Source organism: Flavobacterium sp. Root901, from assembly GCF_001429765.1.
Classification (GTDB): Bacteria; Bacteroidota; Bacteroidia; order Flavobacteriales; family Flavobacteriaceae; genus Flavobacterium.
In genome coordinates, this window is record NZ_LMJB01000001.1 from 153,887 (window position 1) to 175,916 (window position 22,030).

Below are 22,030 nucleotides of genomic sequence, written 5' to 3' on the forward strand. Positions count from 1 at the left end.
GTATTTATTAATATAGATCAAAAAATTTCTTGAATGCAGGTACTACAATCGTTACAGGAGGTTCTTTTTTTATGGTTACTTTTCCCATACACGAAGTACCTTCTTTTATAAAAAGCTCCGGGCCTTTTGCAGATGTCCATTTATAGCCGCTGTACGATTTTGGATCTTTTTCAAAATCTACATGTACTTCAAATAATGGTCCTTGTGCCAAAAGCCCTTTGGCAAGCTGATCGTTTTTAACAGAAGTCAGCATACCTTGCTGCGTTACAGGAAAATCTGAAACATAGGTTACTTTTCCCTTTATGAATCCGTATTCCTGAGGCTGCACGGTCGACGGAACTACTAAAGCTTCCATCCCTTTTCGTATTTTTTTTCCATCTTGCGACGGAATGTATAAAACACCTTTTAACACGGCCAGTTTTGCTTCGTTCAGGTTTTTGAGTTTAAACAGAGGCGTTCCGGCAGCAACAACAATTCCTGCATCAGTTAAAACCTCTATAACTTCTCCGTCGTAAGGACTTTTTATATTTTTTTGCTGATCGTATCTTTCGGTCAAAAACTGAAGATTTCGTTCTGCTTCGGCAATTCTCTGGTTTTGGAGTGTTACTTTTTGCTGAAGATCGTAACCTAAATTATGCTGTTGTGTTGAAGTTTCTACGGTTTGTCCTTTTAAACGCTCAATTGTATTTTTTGAAGCTTCAATCTGCTGTCTCGTAACGGCTACTTCAGATTTGGTTATTAAGCCTTTGCTAAGCAGGCCATTTTCTGATTCCAATTGATTATTGAGGAAAATTAATTTCTTTCTTTCTGCTTCAATTTCACCCTGGATACTTACGCGCGTCTGCTTTATCAATTCACTTTGCAGCTGTGTTCCCTGACTTCCGTAAGAAGCGAGTTTTCCCATTTCAAATTTTCGATCAGATACTACGGCTTTTGCATCTTCTATCTGCTGATGCAGTTCCGGCTGTTGTATGGTGGCAATGATATCGCCTTTTTTTACATGATGTCCAATGGCGACTTTTAATTCTACCAGCTGTCCCTGCGATGTAGCGACAACTTCGTGAACTTCGCCTCCCTGAACTACTCCAATTACATCTAATTTTGTTTTTACGGTTCCCATAAATGCCCATAATACACCTGTAAACAATGCTACTGCCACGGTAACAAGTGCGATCCAGGCTTTTGGTCCTGTAACTTTAATTAACTGATCTAATTTTTCCGGAGTAGAAAGCTTTTCTAACGCCGATTTTCTAAAAAAACTTGCTGACATAGTTTCTGGGTTTTTTATTAATTTTCTGTATTTGGAACAGTATAAAATGCATTTTGAATAACTTTAAAATCAAGGCTTTCTTTAGAAACAAGTGTACCTGTTTCATGTCTGAGGCTTATAATTGCATTTGAAAATTGCTGCTCTGCATTTAGATATTCTAATTCTGAATAAGTGAATCTTTCCTGAAACAGCATTAAGTTTAAAAGAGTGGTTAAACCCATTTGAAATTTTACCTGTTCGTTGTCAAAAGCCTGTTTATGGAATCCCATAGATTCTTTTGCCTTTTCCAGAATTAAAACACTATTATTTAAGTTATTAAGTGCTGAATTTACATTCAAATCAACATTTCTGCGGGTGTTGTCGCTTATTACGGTCTGATCTTTTACCGCAATTTTATTGATGGCATAATTTCCTTTTGCCAGATTATTATTTAAGGCAAATGAAAAGGTTAATTTTGCTCCTATTCCAACATCCTGGCCCTGATTATTTACAAATGATGAAAATGTTTTGTCAACTCCATTTCCTACGCTTGTACTGCCGTAATAGGCAAAACCGGTCAAATCCAGTTGTGGTTTTAAATTATTTTCAGCAAGTTGGTATTGAAGTTCTACTGCTTGTGTAACTTTTTCGATCGCTTTTAAATCGCCCCGATTGTTCTGAGCACTTTTAATAAGTGATTTTTTATCGATATTTTCCTTGTATCCACTTTCTGCAACTACCGGAAAATCACTTGTTGGATCACCAAGTTGTTCGCTTTCTTCGTCAGATAAACCAATGGCTCTTCCTAAATTTAATCTTGCGTTATATAAATTTTGCCTGGCAGAATACGTTAGTCTTTCCTGATTAGTTAAATCGGCATTTACCTGAGCCATATCGCTTTCCGGTTTTTTATCTGCTTTTATCAACTCTTTGGTAATTTCCAAAACATTCCTTACCCTGCTTTCGTTTTGTATATAAACATCCAGACTTTTAAATGCGGTATAATAACTCCAATAAGCAAGCCCGATCTGCAGAATTTCGTATGAGTTTGTAAATTGGTAATCAAACTTGTTTTTATCAATATAAAGTTCGGCTACCTGTTCTCCCGTTGTTATCACTTTTTTTCCTCTTCCCCTTAAAAGAGGCTGTGTCAATGAAAAATTAATAACTCCGGTATGAGTTCCGTAAAACTGTCCAACAAACTGATTGAAGGAATTCAACGGAAAATTACTGTCGTTATAAAGATATCTTAAACTAACTTCTGCAATTTGTGAGGTTCGGAACCTTTTTTGCAAACCAGCCGAAAAATCTACGGAATTCGACTTAAGAGATCTGTCGATGTATTGATTTCGCGGGTCGGCATCATATAAATTCAGCCTGCTGTTTTGATACGAAAGCCCTGAATTTAAATTAAAATCAAATGTGCTCCATTGTACCTGAAGTTCTCCTTCAGCATTTTGTATCGCATAGTAATTTCTTTTAATATTCGGACTTTTGTCAAAAGCTATAGTCGAAATTTCAATTAAATCACATTTGATTTTAGATTGACTTTGTACGTTTTGAACAGCCGTTATCAATACTGCAAAAAAGATATAGTTAAACCTCATTTAAATCTGATGTTTAAGGTTAATACTGGATTATGCTTCTGAAAATCGGTGCAAAATCTGGCCAAAACGTGCACCCGCCTGAGCCACTCCGTCTAATATTTTTGTATCTATTAAATCTTCTTCTTCCGGCGTACCGTATCCTAACTGATCTGTTGTTTTTCTTAATCTGTTAGAAAGGAATAAAGCCAGAGCGTAATAGAAATTAGCTTTGAAATCAGGATTTGTACTAAGTCTAAGGTCTATTACTTCTCGTGATATTTTATACACCGCAGAAGTTTTTCTGGCAATTACAGAAACAGATGGCGGTCTTGTTTCCAGAAAAGACATTTCGCCGACAACTTCTCCGGTTCCCAATGTTGCAATATCTTCTTTTTCGCCGCTCTCTGCACATACAGATAACTGACCCGATAACACAATGTATAAGCTGTCAATAAAACTGCCTTTCTGAATCAGTTTTTCGCCTGTTCTCAATTCTATTTTCTGCCCATTGTGAATTAACCATTCTACATCTTTATTATTAAACTGACCTAAGAAAAAAAGTGCTCTTTTCATAATTTTGTTCTTTTAAGATTATACTAATTTATTTGAATTCTGTTTGTTGATTAAGACAATCAGTCTGTTAAACCTGACATCTTAAATTTAGATTTAGAGTTAAAAAAAACTCACTTAAAACTTATTAATAAATATTCCCTAAAGAATCATATAAGCTTTCATAGTCTGTAATAGCGGAGTCTTTTGAAGTCCCGCCGCTAAGTTTATCCAGTTTTTTTTCATCCAGTTCCTGATCTTTATGCTGCATTTTTACAGGAATATTGATGTATAAGTATTCCGGATCTGACTGGTCTGTCACTTTGATTTTCTTACCTGTTGGCAGACTTCTTCCAAAAAATTTCTCTAACGTTGCCTCGGGGTTTTTAATCAATGATTTTTTAAAATCATCGTTTAACCAGGCCTCGGTAATTATCCTAAAAAATACATCCTGACCTTTTCTTTGTTCTTCTGTTAAAATCATTTTCTTTTTTCTTAAAATTTAAATTTTGCTTCTAATGATATTGGTGTAATCAAATTTTATCTCAAAGAATTAATTAACTCTTTTGGCGAAATATCATATTGATTTAAAAATAGCTTTGAGAAATAATGCACATCATTATACCCTACAGAATAAGCAACCTGCGAAATTGAGTTTTGAATATAATTGTCAATCAAATGTTTGGCTTTATGCAGTCTCAAGATTCGTATGTACTTGTTTGGTGTAAGGTGTACCAGATTTGCAATTTTTCTGTGCAGCTGTCTTTCGCTTACTGCCATTTTATAAGACAGTTCGTAGAGGTTCATATCATTTTGGCTGATCGAACTGTAAATTTCTTTTTCTAAATTGAGCAGCCAGTCCTGATCCAGCTTGGTTACTTTTTGCGGATTAATTTTATTCTCACACAAGTCCTGAACATTTTTATTAGATTCGTAGATGTCAAAAATTTCCGGACGTCCCTGAACTGTAAGGCTTACAGATTTGGATTTGATTCCGTCTATAATTTCTTCAATCAGGTCATTAATTTGTTTGCTGCTCGAGAAGATAATTTCGCTCTGCGTTTTATTATCTGCAATATTGGGCTTACTGGCCTCAATAATATTCTCTAACGGATTTTTAATATTCTGAACTATCTGATTTAAAATATCTGGGGAAGACCAATCTATTGTGGTGCTTTTTGTCATTTCATTCATCATTTGTAATAGAATTAACTGGTTAATCAAAAAATCTGTATACAATACTTTTTAAGAAATTACCTCTTTTAATTATGATGTATTAAAGCCATTTGTGCGATTGATTGAATCATCATAAAGATTTTAATACGTCTTATTTTTTGTTTTTCAACTATTTAAAGGAGAATTAGCAGGTGTGATACTGATATTCGCTGGTTTTAAATATTGAGTGAGGTATTTTATCAACGTACTGAGATGTTACGAGATACTTGTTGTTATAATAAAATTCTTTTAAGCCTTCATAACTCATTGCAATTGGAATCGTTTCAGAACCCAGGTAATTAACAGAAGATCCTATCACTTTTGCTTTAATTCCCAGCAGGTTCATGATTCTTAAAAGTTTACTGTCACACTCTGCAAAGGCAACACCATTTTCCTGTTCGCAAATGGGTGCGATTGCGCAAACCATTAATCTTTTAAAAAGCGTTTTATCGTTGATGTTTCTTTTGGTTGCAAAACGGCCAATGTGCCAGATTGATGACAATTTTTCTGAATAACTGAAAAAACTTAAAGGATCAATATCAAAAATTTTCTGAAGAGGGAGTTTAGTTTTATAATCCCATTTAATTACCCGGATAGATCCCTGGATGTTTCCGGAAAAATCTTTAGCAACAAAAATTTCAGAATCTTTAAAATAATTCAGTTCTTCGTCATACACTTCCTGGGTGTCTGTTACAATTTCGTTTACACTTACATCTTCACAATGATGATTAAAGTTTTCTTCGACTACAAACTTGGCTAATTCTGTTAGCTGATCTAGTTCTAATTTTTCTAAGTAGTTTTGGTTTATCATGGTTATTTTTGGTTCAGTTGATTACATCAAAGCTAATTTTCATATAGCACACCTCCGCTACACTATCGGGTAGTATTAAACTGTAAATCAATAAACTACACTAAAGGGTAGTGTATTTATGTTAAATTAAATTCGCTAAAAGAGAAGAATTTTACTGTAAATAAAAAACTACATTTTCTGGTGAGCCTGCGCTGGCAAGCCTTTAAGTAAAATCTCACAAAAAAATTTAACAAAAAATCGGGCGTAACAATTTGATAATCAATAAGTATTATTATTCTTATTTTTACAAGATTTCTGTAATTCTTTTCATACATTACAAAAAATAATTACATTTGGTAAAACTATGAGTGATGACAGACCAGGATTCTAATTCGTTTTTTGATTCCAGAAACACAATTTACGGCTTGACAGATGATGAAAGGGCACAAAAATTTCATTATTTAGAACCCATTAAGGCATTTGCAAGAGCAACATATACCAGTATTTACGTGATAGATTATTTGGAACAGGGATTCGAATTTGTTTCAGATAACCCTTTATTTCTATGCGGAAATACAGCGCAGGAAGTTCTTGAAATGGGATATGCTTTTTATTTTAAACATGTTCCTCCGGCAGATTTAGATTTATTACTGAAAATCAATTCTATAGGCTTTGATTTTTATGAAAAAACACCCGTTGAAGACAGAATTCTTTACACAATTTCTTATGATTTTCATTTAAAAAATCAGGAAGGGAAATTAATTTTAATCAACCAAAAACTTACACCTGTGTTTTTAACCAATACCGGAAAAATCTGGAAAGCGATCTGTATTATTTCCTTATCGTCTGAGCGTAAAGCGGGGAACGTTAAAATACATAAAAACGGAGAAAATCTGGTGCATAGTTATAATCTGGTCCTGGATCATTGGGAAGATTCTCAGAAAATATCTTTGTCTAAAAGAGAGCAGGAAATTTTGCAGCTTTCGACCAGAGGCTTTACTATAAATGAAATTGCAGAAGCAGTATTTCTCTCTCCGGATACCGTAAAATTTCACAGAAAAAAGCTTTTTGAAAAACTTGAAGTAACCAATATTTCTGAAGCTATTGTTTTTGCGACCAATAATAAATTAATATAACTCATAACGTTTTACGGCTATAACTTTAACTGCCCTTGATATTAATCCAACGATTAATAAATTCCAATTGCTCTTTTTTATGCTCAGGAGAAATAGTATCAATTCTTCTTTTAATATTTTCGATACAATTGAATTCGAATATTTTGAAAGATTCCTTACAAGTAAGAAAATTATCCTGACTGTTAAGACTAAAAATTGGAATATCTCCTTTTAGCATCTGCTGCAATTCGAAATCAAATATAAATTTATACATTTCCATATTTTGCCCTGCATAAGCCTTAGATAATAATTCTTCTAATTTTGCATTATAAACTTCAAAACTAGACATAAGAGCAGCTGTACGCATGAATTTTAAAATCTTAAAATATATAAAAGTAGGCCTCCACACATATCTCACTTCCTGATTTTTAAATAATTCAATTGGTGAATTAAAAGATTTTAATTCTTCTTTATGATTCGAAAACAAATCATATACTACAGAGAATCCTTCGAGAAAACTATTGCTGTAGTTGGTTGGAAATATATAATGACCCTTAAATTTAGGAATATTATTTTCTGCAATCTTTGTGAATAAAAAGCGTGTTACTCTTTTAGAATTTATAGTATTTGGATTGACAATTCTTTTTTCTAATTCTGTAACCTGTAAGCTATTACGAACACCATAACCAGCAAAATGTATTGGAACACCTGTATCATCATTCACGATCAAAGCATTTTCTAAAACAGACAAATTAGGGATTTTGCATTGATCATCCCAGGAGTTATTAATCAGACCATTAGACAAAAAAGGCTGAATAATGGTTTCGTGATCTATAATAACCGGGTTTTTACCTGATGCAATAACATTTTCCCGATGGCAGTCTTTACTTCCTAAAAGATATACTGCAGCGAGTAAAGCACCTGCTTTATAGTAATATTCTTCAAGATCATTTTCAGAATTAATCTCTTCATTATTTACAAATTCAAGCCACCCATATTCACCGCAATCAAGTGCCTGAAATGTTTTTAAATCTAATTTCAGTTTTTGATTGATCCAATTAATTAGTGCATTATAAGAACGCGTAAGGTTAATATTTCTGGGTTTGTAGATCAGTTTAGTTTCATTTGATAAATGAATCAAAGCAGTTCCTTCACCATTGTGTCCGTCACCAAGACTTGCATCAATGTCAATTATTTTTACCTCACTTAATTTAAATACAGCTTTTATGCTTTCATAATCCGTATTAAAACGGGTCAGGATTTTATTAATGTGACGGGAAAAATTGGCTGTTTTTTGTTTCATCAAATGATCCAAAACAGGAAAATCTATTGCTAATGATTGGTTCATTTTTGCATTAAAAACTTCTATTTCAGTATTGCCTTCGAGAATAAAAGAATCCAGTGACTGCTGTAAAATAATTTCAGATAAAGAACTCAGCTCTTTGACCAGTTCAAAATGCAGTTTTTCTTTGGCTTTATCTGATAATTCTAATTTTATCTCTTCCAGAAAACATGCTGTGTAAGGAAAAATGATCGCAGCAAAAGGAATTGTTTCAAAATTTTTAGAAATAAAACCGGTGGATAAATTATTCATTTTCTAAGATTTTAGTGTGAATAAAAGTGTGCTGTTTTAAAATTCAAGCAATGTTTAAAAATTAAAAACACCCTTCGTTTGCACACAGGGTGTAGTATATTTATATATTGAAAAGTCTACGATTTCTTATTTTTGTTTAGCTGAATAACGCTGTAAAACAACACTATAATTGCTAAAATAAAACTAACTGTACCAAGAGAATTATATTGACAGCTTACTAATATTGATCCTGAAATCACTAAAAAAATTCCCGCGAATAACGATATTTGTCCTTGCTTTTCCATCTTTTTAAATTTTAGAAAACCCTTGAACTTTAATTTCAAGCCTGAAATTGTTCAAGGGTTTTTATTTTAATAATATGCTTTTTCTTAGTTAATGTAGTCCCATAACGCTGCAGCTCCAAAGCCTCCGGCTACAGTTCCAACAACAACAACTAAAGTTAAAGGAGTAAGACCACCCGCAACGATTTCTAATTGCTCTGAAGATAATTCTAACTCGTCTAATTTTGGCTCAGCAGGAATATTGAAGTAAATGATAGAATCACTGCTCTGATCTTCAACCACAACTTTTTTATTACTTGTTGATTTTTTACCAGTTACTGCTTCAATAGCTGCTTGTGGATTTGTTAATAATTGATCTTTGAAACTTGGGCTTTGCCATGCTTTTTCGACTAGAGTTTTTAATAATTCTTGTCCTTCTATCTGTGCTTCTTGTGAAATTTTCATATCTGTAAGATTTAAATTATTGATTATAAAGTTGTACTCCTGCTGCAAATGCTGCTACACCCAATGCATAAAGTCCGATAACGACTGCTGGTGTAAGTCCGCCTGCAACTAATTCTAATTGCTCTTCCGTTAATTCTAAACCATCTAAGTTTGGTTCTGCAGGAATATTAAAATAAATTACAGATTCGTTAGTTTGGTCTTCTACCACAATGTTTTGATTTTCCGGCAATACAAAGCTTTTGTTAGTAAATTCCTGAATTGTTGCCAGCGGATTTTTAACTAACTGATCTTTGAAAGTAGCACTTTCCCATGCTTTTTCGATAAGACCTTTCATTAATTCTGCTCCTTTTTCCTGATGTTCTTTAGTATATTTCATCTTTATATTTTTTATGTTGTTAATAGAATATTGGTTGATTAGATTGTTTCAAACGGTGGAATCGTTGGAAAAGTTGGTGTAGGATACCAAGGTAATGTTCCAATTGGAGGCCATATAGAAACACCGCCGGCAACTGCCTCTAACTGCTCTTCGCTTAATTGTGCGTCTGTTGTTTGTTTTGCCGCAGCAGGAATGTTGATATAAACCACAGAATCATCTGTTTGGTCTCTTACAACGATTGTTTTACCAGCAGGCAGATTCAATTTTTGTCCTGTAAATTTTTCAATTGCAGCTACAGGATTTGCAATTAATTCTTTTTTAAAATCAGCATTTTCCCATGCTTTTTGTACCAGCTCTGCATAAAGCTTTTGTTCTTGAGTAAATTCCATGATATGATGTTTTTAGATTGATTAATTATATTACATAAATGTCAGGTGGGAATGTTGGGATAGGAGTTGGTTTCCATATTCCGCCCGGGAAATCAGGAAAACATCCGCCTTCTATAACACCTCCTGCAGCAGCTTCTAATTGCTCATCAGTCAATTCTGCATCTGCATATTTTTTTGTAGAAACAGGAATGTTGATGTAAATAGTAGATTCATTGCTTTGATCTTTTACTACCAATGTTTTTCCTGCTGGTAAATTCATTTTTTTACCTGTAAATTTTTCAATTGCAGCAACTGGGTTCGCTACTAATTCTTTTTTAAACGCAGCGTCTTCCCATGCTTTTTGCACGATCTCTGCGTAAATTTTTTGTTCTTGAGTTAATTCCATGATACTTTATTTTATGTTGGTTAATATCTTTTTTAGTCTAGCTTAACAACTTAACAATTGGAAGTACAATATATTCAAGTGTCAAATCAAAAGGAGTTGTGTAACCTCCGGCAACAGTTTCTAATTGTTTGTCGCTTAATTCTACATCATCTAAATTTGCTTTGGCAGGCAGATTGATGTAAATTGTAGAATCATCGGTCTGATCTCTTACTACTAATGTTTTTCCTTCTGGTAAATTCAATTTTTTACCGGTTACTTTTTCAATTGCAGCTAATGGGTTTGCTACTAATTCTTTTTTAAATTCTGCATTTTCCCATGCTTTTTGTACGATCTCAGCATACAATTTTTGTTCTTGTGTAAATTCCATGATAATAAATTTTTTAAAGTGATTAATAGTAATCTTGATTTAAGTATTTAAGAGGGCTGGTTCAGTAATTAAATTTGGTAAGATTTAATTGTCCCTTTTATTTTAAACGATAATGTAATTTTTTAAGGCGGGAAATAAATTATCTACTAAATCCAGCCAGACTGTTTGTCCGCCTCCGGCTATTATTTCCAATTGATCTTCAGTTAGTTCAATGTCTTCTATATTCGGTTCGCTCGGAATATTCATATAAACTTTAGACTTATCTGTCTGGTCGTTTACTACCAGTGTTTTTCCTTCGGGTAATACAATTTTAGCTCCGGTTAGATTTTCGATGGCTTTTACAGGATCTGCAATTAAGCTTTTTCTAAAATTAGCATCTTCCCAGGCTTTAGAAATTATCAATCGTAAAACCTCTTCCTCTTTTTTCTGTTCCATGATTTGTTTCCTTTTGTATAATGTAAAATTAGTCCTTCAAAATAGTATAAAAATGCCAAAAAAACTGACAAAAACTAAATCAGATATAATTGTGGTCTAACATGTTAGGGATCTTTACCAGTGAAACCGTGTTTTTCTCGACAAAATACATTTTGATCTCCCCTTTGCCTTTTGCATATATTTTTCCGCGGTATTCAAATACAAAAGATTCTTCGTCTTTGATTAAATTATAAAGGGATTCGCTTATGTTCACTTTTTCTACCATTCCGTTACTTTCAATTCTGCTTGCGGTATTTACAGTATCTCCCCAAACATCATATTGAAACTTTTTTACGCCCACAATTCCGGCTACAATAGGTCCGGCGTGAATGCCCAGGCGCATTTCAAAAGCCGGAATATCTGCTGCTGTATTGATTATTTTTCTTTCAATCATGAATTCCTGCATTTCTAAAGCGGCATTAACAATATTCTTCAGCGAATTTTGATCAGGATTTGGAATACCTCCTGCGGCCATATAAGAATCTCCAATGGTTTTAATTTTCTCAATATTGTATTTATCCGAAATCAAATCAAATGCTTTGAAGCAGACATTTATTTCTTCGACAAGATTTTGTGGAGACATGGTTTCTGCAGTTTGTGTAAAAGATTTAAAATCAGTGAAGAGAATCGAAACCAGATTAAAGTCTCTGGCATTTACAAAACCTTTTTCTTTTAATTCTTCTGCGATTTCTTCCGGAAGAATGTTTAGCAGTAATTTTTCCGAACGGTCTTTTTCTATTGTTAATGCTTTTCTGGATCTTCGAACATAATTTAGCCTGTTCCATAAAGCAATAGTTATCAATACAATAAAACAAAGAGAGATAATAATTAAGTTTCGCTGTTTTTCCTTTTTCTGTACTTCTTCTTTATGCAAAAGGTCTATTTTGTGCACTTTGGTAACATAGGCGATACTGTCAATCAGTATTGCTTTTTGAAACTCCATGTTTAATATCTTATTAGAAGTTTCTTCAGATTGTAAACTATCCTTATAATCATTTGATTTTTCGTAATAATGAAGCGCCAGATTATTGTTTCCAACCGCTTTATAAGTTTCGTAAAGACATTTGCAGGCATCTTTTTTTACCGATAACGCTCCAAGGTTTTCTGCAATGTCCAGTCCGGTTTTGCATTTTTTGAGTGCTTTATTACTATTTCCAAGTTTATTTAAAATATTGCCAATAGCAACTTGTGTAATACCTATGTATTGTAAACTGTTTATTTTTTGAGAAGACGCCAGACAAAGATTATAGTACGACAAGGATTTGGTAAGATCGCCCTGAATAGTAAAGAGTTCGCCCAAATTATAAAGTACTTCTATTCGTTTTTGTTTGTCGTCTATTTTATCTGCAATGGCCAGAGCCTGATTGAAAAAATCATACGCTTTTGCATATTCTTTCTGCATCATATAAATTTTACCAGCACCATTTAGGTTATGAGAAATTCCTATAGAATCTTTTAATTCTCTGTAAATGGCATTGGCTTTTTGAGAATAAACCATTGCATTAGAATAATCCCTAATATCAACATATATTCCGCCAATGTTTTGTGTAGCAGCGGCAATGACTTTTTTGTCGCCAATTTTAGTCTGAATTTTAATAACCTGACTGTAAAAATCCAATGCTTTTGGGTAGTTTCCTAGGTAATAATAAACAGCGCCCATATTGTTTAATGCCGCAGCAACTCCTTTATCAAAATTAATTTTTTCGTAAGCCTGCCTGCATTTTGTGAAGTAAGAAAGGGCTTTTAAATATTCTCCCTGATAATAACAATTTGTGGCTATTTTGTTGTAACTGTTTCCAATACCTTTTTGATTTTTTAATTTTTGATAGATATTCAAGCTTTTTTCGAACAAAGTCATTGCTTCTAAAAATTTCCCTGTATTCTGATGCTTTTCTCCGGCATTTAATAAACTATCAGCCGTTTGTGCATTTTCGGGAATATGTTTTACAGCATGTTTAGATGACACTTTGGTTTGTGCATCCAGGCCTGTACTGTTTATCAGAAACATAAAAATCAAAAAATATGTAGACAAGATTTTCACAAATAGTAGTTTTAAATTAAAAAACGCACATGTTCACAACGAGCGAGCACATACGTTTTTATTTCATGCTAACTATCCTTCGATTTATTTTTTAGCCAAAAATATTTGAGGAATAATTACTTGCGCTCACAATAATAGGCGGTGTATGATCTGCTTCTGCTCCACCTGAAATAATATCCAGTTGTTCTTCATTTAATTCCATGTCTTCAAAATCCGGTTCAGCAGGAATATTAATAAAGATTGTAGAAGAATTGGACTGATCTACAAAAGCTAATGTTTTTCCTTCCGGCAAATGGATCGGATGTTCTAAGAAATTTTCTATTGTTTCTACTGGACTTTTAATCAAATTGTCCTTAAAAACCGGATCTTTCCATGCTTTTTTTACAATAGATTCTAAAACCTTTTGTTCGTTAGTTAATTCCATTTTTTTTAATTTATGATTAGACCTAATTATTCTGTTACTGTAAAATTATCTGCATTATGTAATACAGAATTGCCAAATAGACTGACAAAAAGGTTATTATCTATTTAAAAAGTAGAAAGAAAAATATAGAATTGAGCAAAAATCATAATGAAAAAACTGCTTTCAAATCAAAATTCGAAAACAGTTTTTAAGATATTTTTTATGGTTAAAGAATAAAAACTATGAAAAATAGTTTCAGTAAATTTTCTATTTAATAGTAGTAAAATAAAATTCAGGGAATACTTTTACAGATTGACCAACGGCAATATCAAAGGCAATTTGGGTACAAATTCCGGCGGTCAGCCAGGACGCAGCAGAAAGCTGAGGAGGAGAAAGACTTTTGTTTTCATTAATATACTTATCCAGGATATCTTCAAGCCATTCCTGCGATTTTCCCTGATCTCTCATACATTTTAAAACATACTCAACTACATTAATTTCGGTAAATTTTTCATTTGATTTCTTTAAAAAATCCAGCCCTTTATTCCCCAAAATTATAATAACCAAAGCGCCCCATCCTAAATTATACGGATGAAGAACAGGAATATTTTTTTGCTGGCAAATGGAATCAAACAAAAGCGGAACATCAGAAGTAAAGTCCAGAGCATTAACTGCAATTTTACAGTCTTTTATATAATCTTCGACATTTTGCGGCGTTAAAAAGCAGTTGTGAATAGTGATTTTTGCTTCGTTATTAATAGAAAGTAATCTTTCTTTAATGGCTTCAACTTTTGGTTTTAAAATGTCTTTTTCAACATAATTTTGTCTGTTTAAGTTTGATGTTTCGACAATATCACCATCAATTATTGTTAAGTTTTCAAAACCTAATCGCAGTAAACATTCTGCAATAACACTTCCAAGACCTGCGCCGCCTAATAATATTTGTGTATTTTTTATTAATTCTTGTTGTTTGGGAGTAATATAAAGTCTGTTTCTTGTATGCCTTTCATTCATATTTTCTTTTTTTTCAATAATTAAAATTTGTTTTTCGAGGCAGCATCAAAAGAGCAGCATTCATGATTTGAAATCTGTTATTTTGTAAGATCTGCATCCGGGCTAAATTATCGAAAAAAAGTTGAACCAAACCACAACTAACTAACAATCATTACTTTAAGTGTCGTTTTTACACAATGAATCTTATTCAAAATATATCTTTAATTCTAAAAAATATTTAAACTAAAACTCTTTTCCATTGTCCTCTTTTATAAACAATTACACTCAGAATAGTAATTAAGGTTTCAGCTGTTGGAATTGCAATAAAAACACCTCTAGGACCCATTTCGTAATAATGGACTAATAAATTAGCAAACGGAACCTGAAAGACCCAAAATCCCAGAATATTGATCCATGTCGGCGTCCAGGTATCGCCCGCTCCGTTAAAAGTATTGTTTAAAACCATTCCGATTCCGTAGAAAATAAATCCGACACTCATGATTTGCAAAGCATTTACGGCAATTGCAATAATAAAAGGATCATTTGTAAAAAATGAAATCAGAAAATGAGCACTAAAAAAACAAACCAGCATAATCGATCCCATAAAAATCATATTGTATTTTGCGGTCTTATAAACCGCTTTTTCTGCTCTTTCAATTTCATCGGCACCTAAATTTTGTCCTACCAAAGTTGCAGCGGCATTGCTAAGTCCCCAGGCCGGAAGAATAAAAAACATCATAATCCTGATCGCCGTCTGATAACCGGATGAAGCGTAATCCCCGCCGGTTGTCGCAACAAGATTAGCAAGGAAAATCCAGCTGCAGGATGCAATTACATATTGCAAAACACCTGGCGCTGCGAGTTTTATAACACTTTGAATTAATTTGTAATTCGGCAGAAAATAATTCCATTTGATTTTTAATATTCCTTGTCCGTAAAAAAGAAAATAACATTGGTACAAAACGCCAATTCCTCTTCCGATGGTTGTGGCGGCAGCCGCTCCGGTAACGCCCATGGCAGGAATAAACCAAAAACCATTAATAAGCACAGGACACAAAATGATGTTGGAAATATTGGCAATCCATAAACTTTTCATTGCGATAATGGCATTTCCCGCACCTCTGAAAATTCCGTTTATAAGGAAAATCAACATGACAAAAATACTTCCTGCCATCATAATTCTCGTGTAATTTATCCCGTAAAGTACAGAAGCCGGAGAAGCGCCCATTAAAAGCAGAATTTCTTTGGCAAAAATAAAACCTCCTAAACTAATGAAAACATTTATGCTAATAGCAATTATAATAGCCTGAACACCTGATTTTGCTGCTTGCTGTGTTTCTTTTTCACCAATACGACGCGACACAATAGCCGTTGCAGCAATGCTTATTCCAATGGCAATGGAATAAATAATCGCAAAAAGAGATTCAGTCAAACCTACAACCTGAATGGCATAATTGCTCTCTTTTAAATGTCCGACAAAATACAAATCGACCAAAGCAAAAACAGATTCCATAACCATTTCTAAAACCATCGGAATGGACAGGATCAAAATTCCTTTTTTGATGCTTCCTTTTGTAAAATCAAATGATTCTGCATATTGCAGTATTCTATTTAAACGTTTGAACATAGGTTGTAGTAATTTGTCTGACATTTAAGTCAGACCAGATAAGTTTTTTTTATTTTTTAATCTCGCAAAGCCGCAAGTTTTTTGCCACAGATTAAAGGATTAAAAAGGATTGTAAATCTCAAATCTGCCCAATTTGCGAGAAAACAACTTGCAACTTTGCGAAAAATGACTTTTAAATTGTGGTTTCTTGCTGCTTAAAAACAGCCACAGGATTCTTTAATTTCCCAACAAATTGAAGACTTTCTACAGGATCTGCCAAATCAAGCATTTGTTTATTGTTACGTAACTGCAGACGGTTCAGGCAGCACGAATCAAATTCCGGAGCAAACAAATTGTATTTTTCAAATTGTTTCTGCAAATGCGGCTGAGCAGACTGATATTCATGAATACAATCGGCAACAGCTGACCAGAAATCTTCTTCAGAAAGCGTTTTTGTTTCGGATAAAATTGCTGAAAGAAAACGGAAATAAAACTGAAAAATATCATTAAAAATGCACAGGATTTTTAAAGGCTCTTTCATATCGATATGAATGCGTTTTACTTTTTCCGGCATTGGAATTTCTCCATTAAAAACCATTACTTCTTCTGTAATATCTTTCATAATTGCTTTTACCGGAATATGATTTTCGAGAACTAAAATCAGATTTTCACCATGCGGCATAAAAACCATTTCGTGCTCGTAAAAACAATGCAGCAAAGGTGACAGATACGCATCTAAATAATGGCTAATCCAGGTTTTAGCACCGATTCCTGATTTTTGAATCAATTCAGAAATAAAAGCAGTTCCGGACTGATCGACGTGTAATAAAGCGGCCATTGTCATGATATGCTGTCCTTTTGCTAATTTCGGAATTAGACTTTCGCGCCATAAGGCAGCTAACATTTTATTATGCGGAATACTTCTTCCTAAAGGTTCATATAAAAAATTACGATAACCAACAGTGGCGACTTCGCCCAAAAGTGTAAAACCTTTTTGCTGCAAATAAATATCATTTTCAACCAAATCTGCAACCCATTCTGTAATGGCCGGCGTACTTTCCATATAATACGGCGAAAGTCCGCGCATGAATCCCATATTGATTACAGAAAGTGCTGTTTTGGCATAAAATTTCTCTGGTGAAGAAGTATTAAAAAAAGTTCGAATCGATTGCTGCGCCGAATATTCATCATCGCCGTAACCCAGACAAACTAAATGATTTTCGGCAATATCAGACGCAAAAATCAAAGCCAGCTTATTAAACCACTGCCACGGATGCACAGGAAAAAAATAATAATCACCAGCATTTAAACCTTTAGTTTTTAATACATTTTCAAATGATAAAATGTTTTCTGAAGACAATTCCTGCTGCAGTACTTTTTGATAATCTAATGTTTCAATGGCTGTAAAAGTAGCTTTGCTTCTATGCCCGGCAATCCACAAAAGTTTTACGGCCGCATTGGCTTCTGGAGAAAATGAGGCAAAATCATCAATATTAAAACCATTTTTTCCACTGTTGGCCACAAAACACGGATGTCCTTCTGTCATAGCGTGTTCGATTTTTTGATAATCTAAATCCAGTAAATCTTTTGATGAATATTTTTCGTTTGCAATTTTATATGCCGTACTATATAAAGTGCTTGTAATTTCTTCCAGATAAGTTGGCAGCAAGCTTTCGCTGATGCCTAAAACAGCTGCAAATTCAATAATAAATTCAGAAAGACGCAGAGGAACATTTTTTCCATCGATTGTTTTATGTATAGAATTTACAGCAATTGACCAATGGTTTAAAGCCAAAATTGCGGCTTCAAAAGTGTATATTGCTTTTTTATCCGGAGAAAAAATATGATACGAATTCGAGTCTTTTTTTATCGGGACAATCAATAATTCGTGTGCAAATTCACTTAGTGTTTTTTTGAGTAAAATGGCATTTGCCTTATCCCAGTTTTCTTTTGTTAAGTGCTGTATATTTTGGGTTGGTATTTTCATTTTTTTCAAATTAAACCGATTGTAATGCCTTGTAATAATCCTCGCGTGTACAAAATTCGAGATGCGCTTGTTTGTGAGGTAAATCGAGAACACGCTGAAATACAAATCCGGCTTTTTTATTCAGCAGATGAATTTTATGGTTTCTCGCATCGGGTTCAACTACAATACGCTTATTTAAGGCATCACTAAAAATAAAATCCAGAATTACGGTAAAAATATTCCATGTAAAATTCGGAATTGGTTTTTCTGATGGCGCAACCAGTATGTGCATACCTTTATCTCCTTTCTGAGTTTCATAATATTTACCTACAATATCATCTTGTGGATTATAGCATTCTAATAAAAAAGCAATATTGCTGTTGAATTTTCCAATATAAACCTGTGCTTTTTCCTGAATATTGTAATAGGCATTTTTTACTTCTTCTTCAGAAAAGCCATTCATTTCCCAATAAACGGCATATTCGCGGTTGACCCAATTATGAATTACCGGAATATCGATTTCCATATCAATAGGACGCAGTTCAAAAACGCCTAAACCGGGAATTGTTTTTACAAAAACAACATCGTTTGTAACATCATTTTCGGGATGAGTTAGTATAGTATTCATCTGTTTTCGGGATTAAGCAGTTACTTTTTTATATGGAGCAATTGGGTTTTGCAGTTTTCCCTGAAATTGCAGCAGTGCCACAGGATCATCAAGATCAATCATGGTTTTGTTGTTATTGAGCTGCAAACGGTTTAGGCAGGAAAGCTGAAATTCATTAGCAAACAAATCGTATTGTTCGAATTTGGCTTCTAAATGCGGATTTTGTTCCTGATATTCCGAGATACATTCTGCCACTAACTGCCAATAACGATCTTCAGAATATCCATCACTGGAAACCAAAATAGCCGACATAAAACGGAAAAATCCATCAAAAACATCAATAAAAATAGAAAGGAGTTTTACATCTTCCGGAACCTCAGCATAAATTCTGTCAATGTTTTCAGGAACCTCAACATCAGGATTCAAAATAACGACTTCTTCTGTAATATCTTTCATAAAGGAACGAACCGGAACATGATTTTCTAATCCTAAGATCAGATTTTCGCCATGCGGCATAAAAACCAAATCATATTGATAAAAACAATGCAGTAAAGGACTTAAATAAACTTTGAAATATTTTGAAAGCCAATCATCTATACCCAAAGAAGATGCTTTTATAATTTCAGACAACAATGAATTTCCGTCTTTATCCAAATGCAGAAGTGCCGCCATTGTCATCAGTTGTTCGTCGTTTTTGAGTTTTGCCACGGGACTTTCTCTCCACAATGAAGCGATCATTTTGTTGTACGGATTGTGTTTTCCAAAACTTTCAAAATACGGATTGATGTAACTTACAGAAGCGACTTCGCCCAACATTCCAAAACCAACTTTTTGCAGATACTGATCGCCGCTTAATAATTGATCCAGCCATTCTGCCATTTCAGGAGCTGTTCCTAAATAAAATACCGGTAAACCGCGCATAAAGCCCATATTTAGGATTGAAAGCGATGTTTTGGTATAGAATTTTTTAGGATTGCTTAAGTTGAATAATGTCCTGATGGATTGCTGCGCCTGATATAAATCGGGTCCGTAACCTACACAAATCAGTTTTTGTTTCGCAATTTCAGGCGAAAATAAATTGGCCAGTTTATTAAACCATTGCCATGGATGAACGGGAATAAAAAAATAATCGTTTGGATTTTGTCCTTTTTCTGAGATTACTTCATTGAATTTCGCAATTGTTTCAGTTCCTAATTCCTGCTGTATTAAAGTACCGTAATCCAGTTTTTGAGTTCCCGCATAAACGGTTCTGTCGCGGTGTCCTGCAAGCCATAAAATTCTAAACGGATTTCCGGCTTCGGGCGCGTAGGCTTTGTAATCCATGCTGTTGTAACCAATTCTTCCATTGTTCGCCACAAATCCCGGATGACCTTCCATCATCGCTTGTTCGATGGTTTGAAAGTCTGAATTGGCAAGCGATTTTGAAGTTGAATTTTCTTTTAATAATTTATAACAGCTTCCGTAAAGTGTACTTATAATTTCTTCAAGGTAAGAAGGAATGAGTTGTTCTGAAATTCCTAAACTTATTTTGAATTCCTGAATAAAATCAACAGCATCTAAAGGAATTACTGTTTCATTTTTATATTTTGAAATTGAATTTACTTCAATATTCAAATGATTCATGGCAAGTAATTGTGCCTTAAAAGTATATTTTACCAATTTATCATCAGCAAGCAGAGTATATTTATTTTCTGATTCTGATATTGGTTGTATTAAAAATTCGTGCGAAAACTCACAAATGGCTTTTTTTACCAGTAAACGATTGGCTTTTTCCCAAACATCCGACTGTATATGTGTTATGGCTTTTTGCGGAAATTCCAGTTGATTTTCGTTATTCATTTCGGTATAATTGAGGTTAAATGAATCTATTTTTTTAATGAATTGCTCTCTTGTACAAAATGCCAGTAAAGCGGTTTTATGCGGAAGATTGACAACGTGTGCATCTTCAAAACCTACACGATGGCAGATGTCAAACATTTTTTTATTTCGAATATCCGGCTCTACAAGAATTCTTTCGATAGTAAGATCCCTGAAAATGAATTTCATTATACTCGAAAAAATATGCCATGTAAACTGATGTACCGGTTTTGAAGGCGGCGCAACGATAATATGAATGCCGCAGTCGTAATCCTGAACATTATAATAGTTCCCAATACTGTCTTGTTTTGGATTATATCGTTCTAATAAAAACGAAATTTCTCCATTTACAAGTCCAATATAAACATCCGATTCTTTGCTTATTTTTTCATATTCTAAACGGACTTCTTCCAGATTTTTTCCCTGCATGCCCCAATATTGTGCATAATCCCGATTGACCCAGTCATGAATTATAACGGCATCTGTCGATAACTGCAGCGGCCGAAAATCGATAGTCCCGAAATTTGGAATGGCGGTGCTGTAAATAGGTTTATATGTGCTCATTTTTAATTTTAGATTCCTGATTTTAGATTTTAGATTTCTTAGTTTTTTGTGCTTTTTGACTATTAACTATTAACAATCAATTCATTGTTGTTTTTATTATCCCATTTTGCTTTTAATAACACCCTGATTACATTATAAACAAGCTGAATTCCTATACTTGATGCGATGACAACCGGAAATAAGCTTAGAACAAACCACTGGTCGTGCTGCCAGAAACCTAAAACATACATACCCCAGTTAATTAAAACCCATTGAATTACATATAAACTTGTTACATGTTTACTGCAAAAAATCAATACGTTGAATACGCTGTTATTTTCTTTAAACAAATGCACAATAATGTTTATGAACCAATATAAAACGAGATTTGCACCAAGTAATAAAATGCTTCCGCCTGGTCCTAAATGGTAATAATCGCCAAAATGATATTCCGGATTTGAGAAATTCAAAAGTCCGCCAACAGCTATAAAAAGTAAACCAACAAATAGCATTTTCTTAAAAAATACTTCCTGGTTTTCGTTTAGTTCTTTATACCATCTCCCTAAAAACATTCCAATTAAAATAAAAGCGCTCCACGGAAAAACAGGGAAATAAACATTAAACTGATTGCTGAAAAGTAAATCGCAGATATAATCTAATCCTGCAATTCCAACTCTAAAACCGCTTAATTCTTTTGAAACAGAAATGATTATTAAGGCTATAATCAGCGGGACATATTTACTTTTGCTATAATGATTAATAAGTCCCATAATAAACAATGTGATTCCGGCCAACTGCAAAATATCGCCCAAAAGCAAAAAGAAAATTCCTGTTTCTAACGTACCTGATTTTAAGCCATAAGCAGAAACGAAAGCTTCCGGAAGTCCGCCAAAAATAAATTCAGGAACCAGAAATTTTAAAAAATTCATTCCGTAACCTACAGCCAGAATGTATAAAGCTCTTTTGCAAACGGCTGCAAAAGTCTGTCTTCTGGATAATACAAAAGAAATTCCCATACTGACTAAAAACATGGTAGTTCCGCGGCCCAGCCACAAAATGATTTCTCCCAAAACGGTATTTGTCTGTGTTGGAATGCTGCCGTAAATTAACATGGTGTGAATCATCATCATCAAAATCACACTTATTCCTCTGGCAATATCAATTGCCAGAACTCTCTTTTTTTGTTGTACTGTTTCCATA

23 protein-coding genes are annotated in these 22,030 nt (G+C 33.7%); 1 reads left to right on the top strand and 22 read right to left on the bottom strand.

What is annotated here, in order from left to right:
- Window positions 1-7: 7 nt before the first annotated feature.
- The 6 genes from ASE21_RS00485 to ASE21_RS21900 form a co-directional block, all read right to left on the bottom strand.
- Window positions 8-1,270 carry an NHLP bacteriocin system secretion protein gene (locus tag ASE21_RS00485; protein WP_057120604.1) on the bottom strand — a complete coding sequence of 421 codons (1,263 nt, stop codon included), beginning with the start codon at window positions 1,268-1,270 and terminating at the stop codon, window positions 8-10.
- 17 nt (window positions 1,271-1,287) lie between these two features.
- Window positions 1,288-2,856, bottom strand: coding sequence for a TolC family protein (locus ASE21_RS00490; RefSeq protein WP_082603417.1), 1,569 nt, complete (start codon window positions 2,854-2,856; stop codon window positions 1,288-1,290).
- A 30-nt stretch (window positions 2,857-2,886) separates the two neighbouring features.
- The gene (locus ASE21_RS00495) at window positions 2,887-3,408 is read right to left on the bottom strand and encodes a cyclic nucleotide-binding domain-containing protein (RefSeq protein WP_057120606.1); all 522 of its coding nucleotides are present in this window, start codon (window positions 3,406-3,408) and stop codon (window positions 2,887-2,889) included.
- 124 nt (window positions 3,409-3,532) lie between these two features.
- Complete coding sequence (locus ASE21_RS00500; protein WP_057120607.1) at window positions 3,533-3,868, bottom strand: NHLP leader peptide family RiPP precursor; 336 nt, start codon at window positions 3,866-3,868, stop codon at window positions 3,533-3,535.
- A 56-nt stretch (window positions 3,869-3,924) separates the two neighbouring features.
- On the bottom strand, window positions 3,925-4,569 hold the full coding sequence (locus tag ASE21_RS00505; RefSeq protein WP_157848763.1) for a helix-turn-helix domain-containing protein: 645 nt from the start codon (window positions 4,567-4,569) through the stop codon (window positions 3,925-3,927).
- 175 nt (window positions 4,570-4,744) lie between these two features.
- Entirely contained in the window at window positions 4,745-5,410 is a 666-nt protein-coding gene (locus ASE21_RS21900; RefSeq protein WP_057120609.1) for a hypothetical protein, read from the bottom strand.
- Between the two features lie 350 nt (window positions 5,411-5,760).
- Here ASE21_RS21900 and ASE21_RS00515 point away from each other — a divergent pair, with 350 nt between their 5' ends.
- On the top strand, window positions 5,761-6,525 hold the full coding sequence (locus tag ASE21_RS00515) for a response regulator transcription factor (RefSeq protein ID WP_057120610.1): 765 nt from the start codon (window positions 5,761-5,763) through the stop codon (window positions 6,523-6,525).
- Between the two features lie 25 nt (window positions 6,526-6,550).
- Here ASE21_RS00515 and ASE21_RS00520 read toward each other — a convergent pair whose 3' ends face one another.
- The 16 genes from ASE21_RS00520 to ASE21_RS00590 all read right to left on the bottom strand — a co-directional run bounded on the left by ASE21_RS00520 (window position 6,551) and on the right by ASE21_RS00590 (window position 22,029).
- A complete protein-coding gene (locus ASE21_RS00520) occupies window positions 6,551-8,098 on the bottom strand; it encodes a type 2 lanthipeptide synthetase LanM (protein WP_057120611.1) in 1,548 nt (515 codons plus the stop codon).
- Between the two features lie 116 nt (window positions 8,099-8,214).
- Window positions 8,215-8,382, bottom strand: coding sequence for a hypothetical protein (locus ASE21_RS21800; RefSeq protein WP_157848764.1), 168 nt, complete (start codon window positions 8,380-8,382; stop codon window positions 8,215-8,217).
- Between the two features lie 84 nt (window positions 8,383-8,466).
- Window positions 8,467-8,823 (bottom strand): NHLP leader peptide family RiPP precursor, encoded by a 357-nt coding sequence (locus ASE21_RS00525; protein ID WP_057120612.1) that lies wholly within the window; start codon window positions 8,821-8,823, stop codon window positions 8,467-8,469.
- 16 nt (window positions 8,824-8,839) lie between these two features.
- Window positions 8,840-9,199: a class IIb bacteriocin, lactobin A/cerein 7B family gene (locus tag ASE21_RS00530; protein WP_057120613.1), complete on the bottom strand. Its 360-nt coding sequence runs from the start codon at window positions 9,197-9,199 to the stop codon at window positions 8,840-8,842.
- Between the two features lie 38 nt (window positions 9,200-9,237).
- Window positions 9,238-9,588 carry an NHLP leader peptide family RiPP precursor gene (locus ASE21_RS00535; protein ID WP_057120614.1) on the bottom strand — a complete coding sequence of 117 codons (351 nt, stop codon included), beginning with the start codon at window positions 9,586-9,588 and terminating at the stop codon, window positions 9,238-9,240.
- 25 nt (window positions 9,589-9,613) lie between these two features.
- Window positions 9,614-9,973, bottom strand: coding sequence for an NHLP leader peptide family RiPP precursor (locus tag ASE21_RS00540; RefSeq protein WP_057120615.1), 360 nt, complete (start codon window positions 9,971-9,973; stop codon window positions 9,614-9,616).
- A gap of 37 nt (window positions 9,974-10,010) precedes the next feature.
- Window positions 10,011-10,340: an NHLP leader peptide family RiPP precursor gene (locus ASE21_RS00545; RefSeq protein ID WP_082603419.1), complete on the bottom strand. Its 330-nt coding sequence runs from the start codon at window positions 10,338-10,340 to the stop codon at window positions 10,011-10,013.
- Window positions 10,341-10,442: 102 nt separating this feature from the next.
- The gene (locus ASE21_RS00550) at window positions 10,443-10,775 is read right to left on the bottom strand and encodes an NHLP leader peptide family RiPP precursor (protein WP_057120616.1); all 333 of its coding nucleotides are present in this window, start codon (window positions 10,773-10,775) and stop codon (window positions 10,443-10,445) included.
- A gap of 79 nt (window positions 10,776-10,854) precedes the next feature.
- Entirely contained in the window at window positions 10,855-12,822 is a 1,968-nt protein-coding gene (locus ASE21_RS00555; RefSeq protein ID WP_057120617.1) for an adenylate/guanylate cyclase domain-containing protein, read from the bottom strand.
- A 124-nt stretch (window positions 12,823-12,946) separates the two neighbouring features.
- The gene (locus ASE21_RS00560) at window positions 12,947-13,279 is read right to left on the bottom strand and encodes a hypothetical protein (protein ID WP_057120618.1); all 333 of its coding nucleotides are present in this window, start codon (window positions 13,277-13,279) and stop codon (window positions 12,947-12,949) included.
- A 246-nt stretch (window positions 13,280-13,525) separates the two neighbouring features.
- The gene (locus ASE21_RS00565) at window positions 13,526-14,272 is read right to left on the bottom strand and encodes a ThiF family adenylyltransferase (RefSeq protein WP_057120619.1); all 747 of its coding nucleotides are present in this window, start codon (window positions 14,270-14,272) and stop codon (window positions 13,526-13,528) included.
- A 217-nt stretch (window positions 14,273-14,489) separates the two neighbouring features.
- Window positions 14,490-15,878, bottom strand: a complete 1,389-nt coding sequence (locus ASE21_RS00570) for an MATE family efflux transporter (protein ID WP_057120620.1) — start codon at window positions 15,876-15,878, stop codon at window positions 14,490-14,492.
- Between the two features lie 172 nt (window positions 15,879-16,050).
- Window positions 16,051-17,844: an IucA/IucC family protein gene (locus ASE21_RS00575; protein ID WP_082603421.1), complete on the bottom strand. Its 1,794-nt coding sequence runs from the start codon at window positions 17,842-17,844 to the stop codon at window positions 16,051-16,053.
- Between the two features lie 10 nt (window positions 17,845-17,854).
- Window positions 17,855-18,451, bottom strand: a complete 597-nt coding sequence (locus ASE21_RS00580) for a GNAT family N-acetyltransferase (protein ID WP_057120622.1) — start codon at window positions 18,449-18,451, stop codon at window positions 17,855-17,857.
- A gap of 12 nt (window positions 18,452-18,463) precedes the next feature.
- Window positions 18,464-20,851 (bottom strand): GNAT family N-acetyltransferase, encoded by a 2,388-nt coding sequence (locus ASE21_RS00585; protein ID WP_057120623.1) that lies wholly within the window; start codon window positions 20,849-20,851, stop codon window positions 18,464-18,466.
- A 62-nt stretch (window positions 20,852-20,913) separates the two neighbouring features.
- Window positions 20,914-22,029 (bottom strand): heparan-alpha-glucosaminide N-acetyltransferase domain-containing protein, encoded by a 1,116-nt coding sequence (locus ASE21_RS00590; protein ID WP_057120624.1) that lies wholly within the window; start codon window positions 22,027-22,029, stop codon window positions 20,914-20,916.
- Between the last annotated feature and the right edge of the window lies 1 nt (window position 22,030).

What these genes read in the sequence shown, in the direction of transcription:
- ASE21_RS00485 (WP_057120604.1), bottom strand. Translation starts at nt 1,270, where the DNA reads ATGTCAGCAAGTTTTTTTAGAAAATCGGCGTTAGAAAAGCTTTCTACT.
- ASE21_RS00490 (WP_082603417.1), bottom strand. Translation starts at nt 2,856, where the DNA reads ATGAGGTTTAACTATATCTTTTTTGCAGTATTGATAACGGCTGTTCAA.
- ASE21_RS00495 (WP_057120606.1), bottom strand. Translation starts at nt 3,408, where the DNA reads ATGAAAAGAGCACTTTTTTTCTTAGGTCAGTTTAATAATAAAGATGTA.
- ASE21_RS00500 (WP_057120607.1), bottom strand. Translation starts at nt 3,868, where the DNA reads ATGATTTTAACAGAAGAACAAAGAAAAGGTCAGGATGTATTTTTTAGG.
- ASE21_RS00505 (WP_157848763.1), bottom strand. Translation starts at nt 4,569, where the DNA reads ATGACAAAAAGCACCACAATAGATTGGTCTTCCCCAGATATTTTAAAT.
- ASE21_RS21900 (WP_057120609.1), bottom strand. Translation starts at nt 5,410, where the DNA reads ATGATAAACCAAAACTACTTAGAAAAATTAGAACTAGATCAGCTAACA.
- ASE21_RS00515 (WP_057120610.1), top strand. Translation starts at nt 5,761, where the DNA reads ATGACAGACCAGGATTCTAATTCGTTTTTTGATTCCAGAAACACAATT.
- ASE21_RS00520 (WP_057120611.1), bottom strand. Translation starts at nt 8,098, where the DNA reads ATGAATAATTTATCCACCGGTTTTATTTCTAAAAATTTTGAAACAATT.
- ASE21_RS21800 (WP_157848764.1), bottom strand. Translation starts at nt 8,382, where the DNA reads ATGGAAAAGCAAGGACAAATATCGTTATTCGCGGGAATTTTTTTAGTG.
- ASE21_RS00525 (WP_057120612.1), bottom strand. Translation starts at nt 8,823, where the DNA reads ATGAAAATTTCACAAGAAGCACAGATAGAAGGACAAGAATTATTAAAA.
- ASE21_RS00530 (WP_057120613.1), bottom strand. Translation starts at nt 9,199, where the DNA reads ATGAAATATACTAAAGAACATCAGGAAAAAGGAGCAGAATTAATGAAA.
- ASE21_RS00535 (WP_057120614.1), bottom strand. Translation starts at nt 9,588, where the DNA reads ATGGAATTTACTCAAGAACAAAAGCTTTATGCAGAGCTGGTACAAAAA.
- ASE21_RS00540 (WP_057120615.1), bottom strand. Translation starts at nt 9,973, where the DNA reads ATGGAATTAACTCAAGAACAAAAAATTTACGCAGAGATCGTGCAAAAA.
- ASE21_RS00545 (WP_082603419.1), bottom strand. Translation starts at nt 10,340, where the DNA reads ATGGAATTTACACAAGAACAAAAATTGTATGCTGAGATCGTACAAAAA.
- ASE21_RS00550 (WP_057120616.1), bottom strand. Translation starts at nt 10,775, where the DNA reads ATGGAACAGAAAAAAGAGGAAGAGGTTTTACGATTGATAATTTCTAAA.
- ASE21_RS00555 (WP_057120617.1), bottom strand. Translation starts at nt 12,822, where the DNA reads ATGTTTCTGATAAACAGTACAGGCCTGGATGCACAAACCAAAGTGTCA.
- ASE21_RS00560 (WP_057120618.1), bottom strand. Translation starts at nt 13,279, where the DNA reads ATGGAATTAACTAACGAACAAAAGGTTTTAGAATCTATTGTAAAAAAA.
- ASE21_RS00565 (WP_057120619.1), bottom strand. Translation starts at nt 14,272, where the DNA reads ATGAATGAAAGGCATACAAGAAACAGACTTTATATTACTCCCAAACAA.
- ASE21_RS00570 (WP_057120620.1), bottom strand. Translation starts at nt 15,878, where the DNA reads ATGTTCAAACGTTTAAATAGAATACTGCAATATGCAGAATCATTTGAT.
- ASE21_RS00575 (WP_082603421.1), bottom strand. Translation starts at nt 17,844, where the DNA reads ATGAAAATACCAACCCAAAATATACAGCACTTAACAAAAGAAAACTGG.
- ASE21_RS00580 (WP_057120622.1), bottom strand. Translation starts at nt 18,451, where the DNA reads ATGAATACTATACTAACTCATCCCGAAAATGATGTTACAAACGATGTT.
- ASE21_RS00585 (WP_057120623.1), bottom strand. Translation starts at nt 20,851, where the DNA reads ATGAGCACATATAAACCTATTTACAGCACCGCCATTCCAAATTTCGGG.
- ASE21_RS00590 (WP_057120624.1), bottom strand. Translation starts at nt 22,029, where the DNA reads ATGGAAACAGTACAACAAAAAAAGAGAGTTCTGGCAATTGATATTGCC.